Raw genomic sequence first — 13,479 nt, 5'->3', positions numbered from 1 at the left:
CCTCCGTCTTCTCTGACGTAGTCTCTGACGTCCTCACGCCCCCCCCCGCGCGTCTCGTGAGAACGGGCTCAGTGGCCGCCCTGCTCCTTGAAGCGCTTGTAGGACCGCTCGATCTCGATCTCGGCGTCGGTCCGGCCGACCCAGTTGGCGCCCTCCACCGACTTGCCCGGCTCCAGGTCCTTGTAGACCTCGAAGAAGTGCTGGATCTCCAGACGGTCGAACTCCGACACGTGGTGGATGTCGCGCAGGTGCTCCACGCGCGGGTCCGTCGACGGGACGCACAGCAGCTTGTCGTCGCCGCCGGCCTCGTCGGTCATCCGGAACATGCCGATCGCGCGGCAGCGGATCAGGCAGCCGGGGAACGTCGGTTCGTCAAGGATGACCAGCGCGTCCAGCGGGTCGCCGTCCTCGCCGAGGGTGTTCTCGACGAAGCCGTAGTCGGTCGGGTAGGCGGTCGAGGTGAAGAGTCGACGGTCCAGGCGGATCCGACCCGTCTCGTGGTCCACCTCGTACTTGTTCCGCGAACCCTTCGGGATCTCGATCGTGACGTCGAACTCCACCGGTGGCTCCTCCATGATCAGCACGTAGTTCTGGTGGTTAAGTGTCCCTCACGCAGGTGTGTGATCGCGAAAGGGGCTGGTGGTCGTGCCAGAGCTGAGGCCTTGGCGGGCCGCGAGACCGCATGTCGCGCGGGTCGCGGACGCCGTACGACCGCGTCTCGCACGGGCCGCGGCGACCGTAGGGCCGCGTCTGGCGCGTGTCGCCGCGGCCGCCGGACCACGGATCGCGCGGTCGGTGGCCCGGCCGGGCACCTGGTCGAAGACCTGGCGGTTCACCGTGGTCGCGGCCGCCACCGGGACGGCACTGGCCGCCGGTGCGGTGACCGCCGCGGGTCCCTGGGACTCCACAGGTCAGCGTACGGCCGAGCGGAACCGGGCCGTGGCCCTGGAGACCGCGCGTGGCGCAGATCACGGCGGCACCCGCGGCAACGCCGGCACGCCGCCCCGTGGCCCCCGGGCGGCTCCCAGCGCCCCCTCCGTGCTCGCCGGTCTCGGCGACGGCGCCACCACCGTGCGGTCGGCGCCCGGCGGCAAGGCCCTCGCCGGCACCCTCACCCCGCTGCTGAAGGCCCCGGAACTCGGCCGCCACTCCGCCGCCGTGGTCGACGTGTCCACCGGCAGAAAGCTGTACGCCCACGGCTCCGGAGACGCGCTCACCCCCGCCTCCACCACGAAGATCGTCACCGCCGCGGCCGTACTCACCGCCCTGGGCCCCGACCACCGCCTGACCACCCGCACCACCTTCGAACCCGACACGAAAGAGGTCATCCTCGTCGGCGGCGGCGACCCCACCCTCACCGCCCGGAAGAAGAACGACACGGGCTCGGCGAGCCTGCGCGACCTCGCCGAGCGGACCGCCGCCGCCCTGGCCGAACGCGGCGTACGCGAGGTGACCCTGTCCTACGACACCACCCTCTACGCGGGCGGCGACCGGCACCCGATCGGGGTCAACCCCAACCTCGCCGCCGTCGTCCCCCTGATGACCGACGAGGCCCGGGCCGACGACTCCGACAGCGGCCCCGCGGACCGCGTCGCCGACCCCGCGGCCGACGCCGCGCGGAAGTTCGGCGAGTTCCTGAAGGAACGCGGCATCAAGGCCACGCCGCCCGGCCCGTCGAAGTCCACGACCCGCGCCGGCACCCTCGCCACGGTGTCCTCGCCCCCGCTCGCCACCCTGGTCGAACGGATGCTCACCAACAGCGACAACGACCTCGCCGAGGCCCTCGCCCGCCAGACCGCGATCGCGACCGGCGAACGCGCCGACTTCGCGGGCGCCGCCGCCGCCCTCCGCACGCAGCTCGAGAAGCTCCGGGTCCCCCTGGAGGGGGCCGTGCTCAAGGACGGCAGCGGACTCAGCCGCGACAACCGGCTCACCGTCGGCCTCCTCACCGCGCTGCTGGTGAAGTCCGGCGACCCCGCCCGCCCCGAGCTGCGGTCCGTCCTTACCGGCCTGCCCGTCGCGGGCTTCACCGGCACCCTCACCGGCCGCTACGCCGACGGCGCGGCCGGCCTCGTCCGCGCCAAGACGGGCACCCTCACCGGCGTCAACGCCCTGGCGGGCACCGTCGTCGACAAGGAGGGCCGCCTGCTCGCCTTCGCCTTCCTGGCGACCGGCACCAGCAGCCCCACGGCGGCCCAGACGGCCCTGGACAAGGCGGCCACGGCCCTGGCGGCGTGCGGCTGCCGGTGACCCGCGGGGCGGCCGGAACGGCCGCCCCGTCGCCCTGCCCCGTACCGCTGTACTCACGTACCGTTGCAACATGACGAGTTTCGGTGGTGCTGCCTCTTCCGGGATGGTCGACTGGGATCTCGCGGTCGCGACCGCGACCCGGCTCATGCGGCCGGGCCCCGATGTGAGCCGGGACGACGCCAGGGCCGTCGTCTCGGAACTGCGCCGGCACGCGAAGGCGTCCGAGGAACACGTCCGGGGCTTCACCCGGCTGGGCACCGAGGAGATCCACGACACCCCGGTCCTCGTCGTCGACCGCCCGGGCTGGGTGCGGGCCAACGTCGCCGGTTTCCGCGAACTCCTCAAACCGCTGCTCGACAAGATGCAGGAGCGGCGTGGCAGTTCCCCCGGGGGGGCGCTCCTGGGCACCGTCGGCGGCAAGGTCACCGGCGTCGAGCTGGGCATGCTGCTGTCCTTCCTGGCCTCACGCGTCCTCGGCCAGTACGAGACCTTCGCCCCCGCCACCCGCGACCTCCTGGCCGGCGGCCCCGCCGACGCCCCGAACGGCGGCGGCCGGCTGCTGCTCGTAGCCCCCAACATCGTCCACGTCGAACGCGAGCTCGACGTGCACCCGCACGACTTCCGGCTGTGGGTGTGCCTGCACGAGGAGACCCACCGCACCCAGTTCTCCGCCGTGCCCTGGCTGCGCGACCATCTGGAGGGCGAGATCCAGTCGTTCCTGGCGGAGACCGACGTCGACCCGATGACCGTCCTGGAGCGCGTCCGCCAGGCCGTCCAGTCCTTCGCCGGCGGCCGGCCCGAGGGCGAGGAGGGCGAGGCGGCCGACGAGGGACGCTCCCTGGTCGAACTCGTGCAGACCCCCGCCCAGCGGGAGATCCTCGGCCGCCTCACGGCGGTGATGTCCCTGTTGGAGGGACACGCCGACTTCGTGATGGACGGCGTCGGCCCCGATGTCGTGCCGAGCGTCGCCGAGATCCGCGAGAAGTTCCAGCAGCGCCGCGCGAAGGGCGCATCCCGCCTGGACCTGGCGCTGCGCAAACTGCTCGGCCTGGACGCCAAACTCCGCCAGTACCGCGACGGTGAACGCTTCGTCCGCGCGGTCGTCGACGAGGTCGGCATGGACGGCTTCAACCGGGTGTGGACCTCGCCCAACACCCTCCCCACCAAGGCGGAGATCGCCAAACCGGCGGAATGGATCACGCGTGTGCACCGCAAGCCCGAGTCCTGACGGCGCGCGCCCGGCGTGAACCTGGCGCGCGTCCAGCACGATGAAGTCGATCCGGCCGACGGCAGGCGGATGACCCTGTAATCACCCGTCCGAGGGACCGTGAGCGAAGAGTAGGCGTGCAATGCTCGGGTAACGGCCCGGCTCTGTCACCATTTACACACTCTGAGTGACCGACTCGAGCCCACGCCCCCTGACAACTTCATGAAGGGAACCGGACATGGGTCCCCATCCTGCGGTCGCGGCGATACGCCTGGCGGTTCGCCGCGTACTCCACGACATCCTCGACGAACACAGCCGAATCCCCGACGAAGCCGGCCGCACCCCCGGCCGGTCCCCGCACGACTTCCCGCACGGCTCCCCGCATGGCTCCCCGCATGACCGAGAGTCGTCCCCCCTCGTGCTCGTGGCCTGCTCCGGCGGCGCCGACTCCATGGCCCTCGCCTCCGCCCTCGCCTTCGAGGCCCCACGGCTGGGCCTGCGGGCCGGCGGTGTCACCGTCGACCACGGCCTCCAGGCCGACTCCGATCTGCGCGCCGCCGAAGTGGTCCTGCGCCTGCGCGAACTGGGCCTCACCCCCGTGGAGTCCGTCGCCGTCAGCGTCGGCCGCGAGGGCGGCCCCGAGGCCGCCGCCCGCGACGCCCGCTACGCCGCCCTCGACGCCGCGGCCGAACGACACGGGGCCGCCGCCGTCCTGCTCGGACACACCCGCGACGACCAGGCGGAAACCGTCCTGCTGGGCCTCGCCCGCGGCTCCGGCATCCGTTCCCTGTCCGGAATGGCCGCGGTCTCGGGGGCCGCCGGCCGTTACCGCAGGCCGTTCCTCCGGCTCGACCGGCAGACGGCCCGCACGGCCTGCCTGGCCCAGTCCCTCCCCGTCTGGGACGACCCGCACAACACCGACCCCACCTACACCCGTTCCCGGTTGCGCCACGAGGGCCTGCCCGCCCTGGAGAAGGCGCTCGGCAAGGGCGTCGTCGAGGCGCTCGCCCGGACGGCCCAGCTCTCCCGCGACGACGCCGACGCCCTCGACGCCTGGGCCGGCCGGGCCGAGGTCGGCGTCCGCGACGCGGACGGCCGCCTGGAGTGCGCCGGGCTCCACGCCCTTCCGCCCGCCGTGCGCCGCCGGGTGCTGCGCCGCGCCGCCATCGACGCGGGAGCTCCGGCCGGTTCGCTGTTCGCCCGGCACATCGAGGAGGTCGACCGGCTGATCACCGGCTGGCGAGGCCAGGGGGCCATCAATCTGCCCGGTCGGGTCGTCGCCCGTCGCCAGGGTGGCAGACTGGTGATTCGGCAAGGCTGAAAAACGTGCCCTCGGCAGCGCCGCGGACGGTACGGGACAGCCGCTGGGACGACCGAAAGTGATGCGGGTGGACGCGAAAGACATGGGTGCCGACCTCGAGAAGGTGCTCATCACCAAGGAAGAGATCGACGCCAAGCTGGCTGAGCTGGCCGCGAAGATCGACGCGGAGTACGCGGGCAAGGAACTGCTGATCGTCGGAGTCCTCAAGGGCGCCGTGATGGTCATGGCCGACCTCGCCCGAGCGCTGTCCACCCCCGTCACCATGGACTGGATGGCCGTATCCTCGTACGGGGCGGGCACCCAGTCCTCCGGTGTGGTGCGGATCCTCAAGGATCTCGACACCGACATCAAGGGCAAGCACGTCCTGATCGTCGAGGACATCATCGACTCCGGCCTGACCCTGTCGTGGCTGATCTCGAACCTCGGCTCGCGCGAGCCCGCCTCCCTCAAGGTGTGCACACTGCTGCGCAAGCCCGAGGCCGCCAAGGTCAACATCGATGTGGAATGGGTCGGTTTCGACATTCCCAACGAGTTCGTCGTCGGATATGGCCTCGACTACGCCGAGAAGTACCGCAACCTCCCGTTCGTCGGTACGCTCGCGCCTCACGTCTACGGCGGCTGAGTCACCCGGCCCGGAGCGCCGTATGTGATCGGGAACCCCGGCGGGTCCCGCTCCGTTGGAGCATGCGTGGACGCGATTGCCAGCAGTCCCACGCAGCTTCGGCGGGCGATGCTGGGGTACCGTCCGAAGAACAGTCTTTATCAAACTCACTATGGCAGGAGGGACGGGGCGGCACCGCTCCGTATGGATGGACGTGAAGCGATACTTCCGTGGGCCGGTCATGTGGATCGTGCTGGCCGTCCTCGCCGTGGTCGTGTTGATGCAGGTCGTCGGCTCGTCCGGCGGCTACAAGACGGTGGACACCGGCCAGGTGGTCCAGGCGATCAACCAGAACAAAGTCGAGTCGGCCAAGCTGACCACCGGCGACGAGCAGATCATCAAGGTCGAGCTCAAGCCCGGTGAGAAGATCAAGGACAGCTCGAAGATCCAGGCGAGTTACATCGGTGACCAGGGCGTCACCATCGCCAACACGCTGCAGGACAAGTACCAGAACAAGCAGATTCCGGACGGTTACACGGTTTCGCCGTCCAAGCAGAACGCGTTCGTGAGCATTCTGCTGTCGCTGCTGCCCTTCGTCCTCATCGTCGTGGTCTTCCTGTTCCTGATGAATCAGATGCAGGGCGGCGGCTCCCGCGTCATGAACTTCGGCAAGTCCAAGGCGAAGCTCATCACCAAGGACACCCCGAAGACGACGTTCGCCGACGTCGCGGGATCGGACGAGGCGGTCGAGGAACTCCACGAGATCAAGGAGTTCCTGCAGGAGCCGGCGAAGTTCCAGGCCGTCGGGGCGAAGATCCCCAAGGGCGTGCTGCTGTACGGCCCGCCCGGAACCGGAAAGACCCTGCTCGCGCGTGCCGTCGCGGGCGAGGCCGGAGTCCCCTTCTACTCGATCTCCGGTTCCGACTTCGTCGAGATGTTCGTCGGTGTCGGTGCCTCCCGGGTCCGTGACCTGTTCGAGCAGGCCAAGGCCAACGCCCCGGCGATCGTCTTCGTCGACGAGATCGACGCGGTCGGCCGCCACCGCGGCGCCGGCCTCGGCGGTGGTCACGACGAGCGCGAGCAGACCCTGAACCAGCTCCTCGTCGAGATGGACGGCTTCGACGTCAAGGGCGGCGTGATCCTCATCGCCGCCACGAACCGCCCGGACATCCTCGACCCGGCCCTCCTGCGCCCCGGCCGCTTCGACCGCCAGATCGCGGTCGACCGCCCGGACATGCAGGGCCGGCTGGAGATCCTCAAGGTCCACCAGAAGGGCAAGCCGGTCGCCCCGGACGTCGACCTGGCGGCCGTCGCCCGCCGCACCCCCGGCATGACCGGTGCCGATCTGGCCAACGTGCTGAACGAGGCCGCGCTGCTGACCGCGCGCAGCGATCAGAAGCTGGTCGACAACCACATGCTGGACGAGGCGATCGACCGTGTGGTCGCGGGCCCGCAGAAGCGGAGCCGGATCATGTCGGACAAGGAGAAGAAGATCACCGCGTACCACGAGGGCGGACACGCCCTCGTCGCGGCGGCCTCACCGAACTCCGACCCCGTCCACAAGATCACGATCCTGTCCAGAGGCCGTGCCCTCGGCTACACGATGGTGCTGCCGGACGAGGACAAGTACTCGACCACGCGCAACGAGATGCTGGACCAGCTGGCCTACATGCTGGGTGGCCGGGCGGCCGAGGAGCTCGTCTTCCACGACCCGACCACCGGTGCGGCCAACGACATCGAGAAGGCCACCGGCCTGGCCCGCGCGATGGTCACGCAGTACGGCATGACCGAGCGTCTCGGTGCGATCAAGTTCGGCGGCGACAACTCCGAACCGTTCCTCGGACGTGAGATGGCTCACCAGCGCGACTACTCGGAGGAGATCGCCGCGCTGGTCGACGAAGAGGTCAAGAAGCTCATCGAGACCGCGCACAACGAGGCGTGGGAGATCCTGGTCGAGAACCGCGACGTGCTCGACAACCTGGTCCTCGCCCTCCTGGAGCGGGAGACGCTGGGCAAGGAGGAGATCGCCGAGATCTTCGCGCCGATCGTCAAGCGCCCGCCCAGGCCCGCCTGGACCGGTTCCTCCCGCCGTACGCCGTCCACCCGCCCGCCGGTGCTCTCCCCCAAGGAGCTGGCACTGACGAACGGGGCGAACGGTGCGACGCCGGCCATCTCCACCGTGAAGAGCACCGCCGCGGAAGCCGCGCCGGCGCCCGAGCGGACCCCGGAGGACCGCCCCGAGAGCTGACCGGCTCTCCCGGTGGCCCCGCCGGGCCCGGAATGAACGCCGCGCCCCCCAGGTTCTAGCCTGGGGGGCGCGGCTTTTGTGTATCCGCAGTCGAGACGCGTACCCCTGACGCGCGCAGGCACAGGAACGAGGCACCACATGACCGACCCCGTGACGCTGGACGGCGATTTCACCTTCGGCGAGTTCGACGAGAAGCGAGCCGAGAACGCCGTACGCGAGCTGCTGATCGCGGTCGGTGAGGACCCCGACCGGGAGGGGTTGCAGGAGACGCCGGCCCGGGTGGCACGGGCGTACAAGGAGATATTCGCCGGCCTGTGGCAGAAGCCCGAGGACGTGCTGACGACCACGTTCGACATCGGGCACGACGAGATGGTGCTCGTGAAGGACATCGAGGTGTACTCGACGTGTGAGCACCACCTGGTGCCGTTCCGCGGCGTGGCCCACGTCGGCTACATCCCGGCCACCAGCGGCAAGATCACGGGGCTGTCGAAGCTGGCCCGGCTCGTGGACGTCTACGCCCGGCGACCGCAGGTGCAGGAACGGCTCACCACCCAGATCGCGGACTCCCTGATGGAGATACTGGAGCCGCGCGGAGTGATCGTGGTCGTGGAGTGCGAGCACATGTGCATGTCGATGCGGGGCATCCGCAAGCCCGGCGCGAAGACCCTCACCTCGGCCGTGCGCGGCCAGCTGCGGGACGCGGCGACGCGCAACGAGGCGATGAGCCTGATCATGGCGCGCTGACCGGGGACGGACCCGCGCGGGAACGGTCCCGGCCCCAGGAACTGCGGCCTCCGGGGCCGCGGCCCCTGGAACCGGACCCTGGAATGCGTCTCAGGCCGCCGGGGCCGTGCCCCTGCCGTTGTGGTGGTCGTCGTCGTCCTCCGGGAGCTTGCAGACCCGCTCCAGGAAGAGGGCGGCCGCTATGACGGCGATCCCCGCCAGGACCGAGGCGCCGGCGTAGATGGCCTGGTCGCGGCGGGCCGGGATGTCGAGGGACTCCAGGAGGAAGACGCCGGTGCCGCCGTACATCCCGGCGACCAGGGCGGCGACCAGGGCACTGGCCTGGCCGAAGACGACCGCGCGGGCCGCCATCATGGGGTCGACGCCCTTCGCTTCGGGACGGCGCTCGCGCTGGGCCTTGAGACGGGCGCGGAGAGAGAGCGCCGTGGCCGTGAGGACCACGGCGATCAGGGCGAGGACGATGGGCGCGGCCACCGGGACGCTCGGCAGCGTGTCGAAGGAGTTCCAGAGGCGGGCGACGGCCCAGGACAGGATCCCGGCCACGACGAAGACGCCGGCCAGCACCCTGATGCGCAGCTCTCTCACGGTGTCCCTTCGGTTCCCCCGGTGCCCCGGAATGCGGTCGTGTCGACCTTAACGGCTATTCGGGCAGCCGAAGTTCCAGGTCGGCCCGGGGCAGGACGCCTTCCCGGCCGACCGCGCCCAGCAGGGCGGCGACGGGGCCGCGCCCGGGGAGAACGGCCTCGGGGTCGACGTCGTGCCAGGGGGCCAGTACGAAGGCGCGCTCGTGGGCGCGGGGGTGCGGGAGGGTCAGCCGCGGGTCGTCGGACAGGAGGTCCGCGTAGGCGACGATGTCCACGTCCAGGGTGCGCGGACCCCAGCGCTCGTCACGGACCCGGTGGAAGGCCTCCTCGATCGCGTGCGCCCGCTCCAGCAGGGAGGACGGGGGGAGGGTGGTCCTCAGGGCCACGACCGCGTTGAAGTACGAGGGCTGGCTGCCGGGCTCGACGCCCCACGGCTCCGTCTCGTACACGGGGGACACCGCTTTGACGCGGATGCCCGGGGTGTCCTCCAGGGCGTCGACGGCCCCCTGGAGGGTCTCCAGCCGGTTGCCGAGGTTGGCGCCGAGGGCGATCACGGCCTGCTTCGGGTTCTGCAGGGTGCTGTCGGCGGCGTCGACCCGCTCCGTCACGGATGCGGGGACCGGCTGGACGGTCGGGTCGGTGTGGCCCTGGGCGGAAGGCCTGGTCATACGCGGCTCCGGGTGATGGTGATGGTCACGTCGTCGAAGGGCACGGTGATCGGTGCGTCCGGCTTGTGGACGCGGACCTCGACCTCCTGGACCACGTCGTGCTCGAGGCAGACCCGGGCGATGCGCTCGGCGAGCGTCTCGATGAGGTTCACCGGCTCGCCCTCGACGACCGCCACGACCTCCTCCGCCACGATCCCGTAGTGCACGGTCTTCGTCAGGTCGTCGTCGGTCGCGGCCGGTCGGGTGTCCAGGCCGAGGACGAGGTCGACGACGAAGGTCTGGCCCTCCTCGCGTTCCTTGGGGAACACACCGTGGTGCCCACGGGCCCTCAGGCCGTGCAGCGCGACACGATCCACGCGAATCCACTCCTGTAGTCGGTCGGTCGTCCAGTCGGTCGGTTCGCCGGTCCGCCGGTCGATGCCGTGCGGGCGGCACACCTGCCTCGGTCGAATCTACCCGCGAGCACCCCCCGGACCGGCCCCGAGGGGGCGCCGGTCCGGGTCGGTACCAGGAGGATTCACCCTGTGTTCTCCCGGGAAGGCCCGGGGCGCACGGGTCGGTGGCGGCCCCTGCCCGCACGGCCGTGATTCCCACCACTTCCCGGTGGCCCCGGCCGTGAGGGGCGGCCGGTTGCCGGACGGATCCGAGTGCCTCGGCAGGCAAGGTTCGCCCCGTCGCGACGCCCGGCACGCACCCCCGAGCTCTCGGCTTTGCTCGAGCAGGGAGAGCACCCCCATGACGCCGCTCCTCGACGGGCGAACGCCGCCTGCCGGGGCGCTAGGCGGGAGAGTCGGTGTCGTCCGGGGTGTCGGTGTCGTCGGGGGGTTCGTCCTCGCCGTTCTCGGCGAGGACGGGGGAGGCGTGGTGGGACCAGAGCTTCCAGCCCGCGGGGGTGCGCCGGTAGATGTTGGTGGCGACGACCAGCTGACCGACCAGGGGGCCGAGCTCCTCGCCCGCCTTCGGCGCGGGACCACCGCTGAGGATGTTCTCGGTGCAGGTCACCAGGGCGGTGTCGCCGGTGACGGAGACGTGCACGTCGGTGAGGAAGAACTGGATGTAGTCGGTGTTCGCCATGATCAGGGCGTACGACCGGAGCACCTCGCCGCGGCCGGTGAGCACCGGCCAGCCGGGGTGCACGCAGGAGACCACTCCGGTGTCCGCCGGGTCGTGGTAGGTCTCGTCGACGCCCAGGTCGGCCGGGGTGAGCCAGAGCGACGCCACCTCCTCGAAGTCACCCTGCTCGAGTGCCTCGTAGAAGGCGGCGTTGGTGGCCTCGACCTGCTCGACGTCGGTGTGAGGCGCGCTCACCGGGTTCCTTCCGCACCGTGCGGGGCGGGCTCGGGGTGCGTGCCGTCCGGGGTGCGCGCCTGTTCGACGGCGCGTACGACCCGTACGGCGTCCGCGGTGGCGCGCACCTCGTGCACGCGGACCGCCCAGGCGCCGCCCTGCGCGGCGAGGGCGGAGACGGCGGCGGTGGCCGCGTCACGTTCCCGGGCGGGCGGGGGCGTGCCGTCGGGCCCGGCCAGGACCTGGCCGAGGAACCGCTTGCGGGACGCGGCCACGAGCAGCGGGTGACCGAGTGCCCGGAGGCGGTCCAGCCGGGCGAGGAGGGCGAGGTCGTGGCCGGTGTCCTTGGAGAAGCCGAGTCCGGGGTCGACGATCACGCGGTCGGCCGCGACGCCGCTCTCCAGCACCGCCGCCACGCGCGCGTGGAGTTCGTCGACGACCTCGGTGACGATGTCGTCGTACGCGCCCCTGACGTTGCCGCCCTCCAGCAGGCCGCGCCAGTGCATGACGACGAAGGGGGCACCGGCGGCGGCGACGACGCGGAGCATGTCGGGGTCGGCGAGACCGCCGCTCACGTCGTTGACGAGCGCGGCGCCGGCCACGAGGGACTGTTCGGCGACCGAGGCGCGCATGGTGTCGACGGAGATCGTGACGCCCTCGGCGGCGAGGCCGCGGACCACGGGGATGACGCGCTTGAGTTCCTCGGCCTCGTCGACGCGGGTGGCGCCGGGGCGGGTGGACTCGCCGCCGACGTCCACCAGGTCGGCGCCCTGGGCAACCAGGTCGAGGCCGCGCTTGACGGCGGTCGTCGTGTCGAACCAGCGGCCACCGTCGGAGAAGGAGTCGGGGGTCACGTTCACCACGCCCATGACCGCGCAGCGGTCCCAGTGGGGAAGGCCCGCGACGTGGAGATGTCCGCTGCTGCTGCTCATATGTTCAGCGTATGCCCCGGGCGCGGCCCGGGAGACCCGGACCCTGGGGACCCGGACCCGGAAGATCCGGAGGGGAGCCGGGCCCGTGCCCCCGTCCGAACCTCCGGCCGGTATTTCCTCAGCGGATCTCGTCGGTCTTCCCGGAAAGTGGTGACCCGCCCCTTCTCGCGAAAATGATCTTGCATATTCGCATGCCGAACCTATTCACGGTTCGGCGGAGTTCCCTGACGCCCTGTGAAAGCCTCGGTGTGGCTTTGTTTTTACGGGGCGGGGCTCCATCATTCGCCTACGCGCGGTAAGTTTCTGGCCATGCCACGTGGACGTCACCGCCATTCCCCGCCCCTGCACAGGATGCTGCCCCCGTCGGCGATCGCAGGCGTCTCCCTCGTCTGCGCCCTGGGACCCTGGGTGTTCACACAACCGATGGCGCTTCGCCTCCTGGCCGCCGCCGCGGCGGCCACGGCGATCATCGGTGCGGTCGTCATGCGGCACTGGGACACCCAGGCCGGCAAGCAGGTCGCCGACCTCACGCGCGCGCGGGCCGGTGACGAGTGGCGGTTCGAGGAGCGGATCGCCGAACTGGAGGCCGACCTCGACGAGTCGCGCGAACTGCGCGTCAAACTGGAGCAGCGGCTGCGCGCCAAGCGCGCGGAGCTGACCGGGCTGCGCAACGAGCACGCGGCACTGCTCCGGCGGTACGCCGCCGCGGAGACCGAGCGGGCGAGCGTTCTGGAGGAGCGCCGGGTGCTCGAGATCGAGGCGGCGGTACCGGCCCGTGCGTTGCCGGCGGGGCCTTCGGCGCGGTCCGGTGAGGAGACCGCCGGGACGGTGTCCGTGCCGGCGGCCAGGAACGAGGACGGAACCGCGGGTGGGGCCGCGGTGGAGGAGGCGACCGGGGCGGAAGCGGTCGGGGCGGAGCCGACGGCTCCCGCGGTCTTCTCGCCCGAGGGCTCCAAGCTGTTCCTGCGGGCCGAGGCGGCGCTGGCCCGGCTCGGCGACGACGCGCGGGAGGAGCACCACGACACCTCCGAGGGTGACGCCTCCGAGGACGACTCCCCCAAGGGCGACGGTCCCGAGCCCGCGAAGAAGCGGAGGCCGGAGCAGCCGCGGGAGGACGGGACGGAGGGGCAGCCGGGGGCGGTCGGCGAGCACGAGCGCGCGGCCTCCTCCGGTTCGGGCATCGACCCCGGCACCGGCACCGCGCCCGAGGAGCCGTCCCAGCCCGAGCAGTCGGCCCCGCCGGTTCCGCCCGGCCGTTCGGTGCAACCCTCCGGGCACTTCACCGTGCCGACCGCGGTCGCGGTCGTACCGCCGACGGAGCCCGTCCGACGTCCGGTGACCGACGGCGGGTTCGACTTCTTCGGTACGCAGAAGGACGAGCGACCCGGCCGGGAGGGCGTCCAGGACGAGGACCTCGCCGATGTCGTCGGCCAGGAGGCCCTGGCCCTGCACGAGCCCGAGGACGACGGCGAGTTCAAGCCGGCCGATGAGGACGCACGGGCCGTCGGCCAGGTCATCGATCTGACGGCGCACGAGGAGCCCGAAGAGGACGGTACGGACGGCCCGGACGGCACAGCCGACGCGGTCGACGCCGAGGGGCTGCGCAGCGCGGTCTCCTGAAGCACCGCACGCGTTTG

13 protein-coding genes are annotated in these 13,479 nt (G+C 71.4%); 7 read left to right on the top strand and 6 right to left on the bottom strand.

Annotated features, from left to right (window positions below; genetic code table 11):
• Positions 1–68 precede the first annotated feature (68 nt).
• A complete protein-coding gene (locus tag AB0I73_RS26240; protein ID WP_064731883.1) occupies positions 69–560 on the bottom strand; it encodes an inorganic diphosphatase in 492 nt (163 codons plus the stop codon).
• Between the two features lie 79 nt (positions 561–639).
• On the opposite strand from AB0I73_RS26240, the gene dacB reads away from it, so the two are divergent.
• The 6 genes from dacB to folE all read left to right on the top strand — a co-directional run bounded on the left by dacB (position 640) and on the right by folE (position 8,371).
• Positions 640–2,250, top strand: coding sequence for a D-alanyl-D-alanine carboxypeptidase/D-alanyl-D-alanine-endopeptidase (gene dacB, locus AB0I73_RS26235; RefSeq protein ID WP_363041217.1), 1,611 nt, complete (start codon positions 640–642; stop codon positions 2,248–2,250).
• 70 nt (positions 2,251–2,320) lie between these two features.
• Positions 2,321–3,478, top strand: a complete 1,158-nt coding sequence (locus AB0I73_RS26230; RefSeq protein ID WP_363041215.1) for a zinc-dependent metalloprotease — start codon at positions 2,321–2,323, stop codon at positions 3,476–3,478.
• A 217-nt stretch (positions 3,479–3,695) separates the two neighbouring features.
• The gene (gene tilS, locus AB0I73_RS26225) at positions 3,696–4,778 is read left to right on the top strand and encodes a tRNA lysidine(34) synthetase TilS (RefSeq protein ID WP_363041213.1); all 1,083 of its coding nucleotides are present in this window, start codon (positions 3,696–3,698) and stop codon (positions 4,776–4,778) included.
• Positions 4,779–4,839: 61 nt separating this feature from the next.
• A complete protein-coding gene (gene hpt / locus AB0I73_RS26220) occupies positions 4,840–5,400 on the top strand; it encodes a hypoxanthine phosphoribosyltransferase (RefSeq protein WP_055570698.1) in 561 nt (186 codons plus the stop codon).
• 187 nt (positions 5,401–5,587) lie between these two features.
• A complete protein-coding gene (ftsH, locus tag AB0I73_RS26215) occupies positions 5,588–7,627 on the top strand; it encodes an ATP-dependent zinc metalloprotease FtsH (protein ID WP_363041211.1) in 2,040 nt (679 codons plus the stop codon).
• A 138-nt stretch (positions 7,628–7,765) separates the two neighbouring features.
• A complete protein-coding gene (folE, locus tag AB0I73_RS26210) occupies positions 7,766–8,371 on the top strand; it encodes a GTP cyclohydrolase I FolE (RefSeq protein ID WP_109377269.1) in 606 nt (201 codons plus the stop codon).
• A 90-nt stretch (positions 8,372–8,461) separates the two neighbouring features.
• On the opposite strand, the gene AB0I73_RS26205 is transcribed toward folE, so the two are convergent.
• The 5 genes from AB0I73_RS26205 to folP form a co-directional block, all read right to left on the bottom strand.
• Positions 8,462–8,956: a DUF3180 domain-containing protein gene (locus AB0I73_RS26205; protein WP_109377270.1), complete on the bottom strand. Its 495-nt coding sequence runs from the start codon at positions 8,954–8,956 to the stop codon at positions 8,462–8,464.
• Between the two features lie 55 nt (positions 8,957–9,011).
• Positions 9,012–9,623, bottom strand: a complete 612-nt coding sequence (gene folK / locus AB0I73_RS26200; RefSeq protein WP_363041208.1) for a 2-amino-4-hydroxy-6-hydroxymethyldihydropteridine diphosphokinase — start codon at positions 9,621–9,623, stop codon at positions 9,012–9,014.
• A complete protein-coding gene (gene folB / locus AB0I73_RS26195) occupies positions 9,620–9,979 on the bottom strand; it encodes a dihydroneopterin aldolase (protein ID WP_363041206.1) in 360 nt (119 codons plus the stop codon). The genes folK and folB overlap by 4 nt, the downstream gene beginning before the upstream one ends.
• 421 nt (positions 9,980–10,400) lie before the next feature.
• Positions 10,401–10,931 carry a nuclear transport factor 2 family protein gene (locus AB0I73_RS26190; protein ID WP_363041204.1) on the bottom strand — a complete coding sequence of 177 codons (531 nt, stop codon included), beginning with the start codon at positions 10,929–10,931 and terminating at the stop codon, positions 10,401–10,403.
• On the bottom strand, positions 10,928–11,842 hold the full coding sequence (gene folP / locus AB0I73_RS26185) for a dihydropteroate synthase (RefSeq protein ID WP_363041202.1): 915 nt from the start codon (positions 11,840–11,842) through the stop codon (positions 10,928–10,930). The genes AB0I73_RS26190 and folP overlap by 4 nt, the downstream gene beginning before the upstream one ends.
• A gap of 351 nt (positions 11,843–12,193) precedes the next feature.
• Here folP and AB0I73_RS26180 point away from each other — a divergent pair, with 351 nt between their 5' ends.
• Positions 12,194–13,462, top strand: coding sequence for a hypothetical protein (locus AB0I73_RS26180; RefSeq protein ID WP_363041222.1), 1,269 nt, complete (start codon positions 12,194–12,196; stop codon positions 13,460–13,462).
• Positions 13,463–13,479: the final 17 nt, after the last annotated feature.

This window comes from Streptomyces sp. NPDC050388, from assembly GCF_040655635.1.
GTDB lineage: Bacteria > Actinomycetota > Actinomycetes > Streptomycetales > Streptomycetaceae > Streptomyces.
This window is presented reverse-complemented; position numbering and strand designations above follow the sequence as displayed.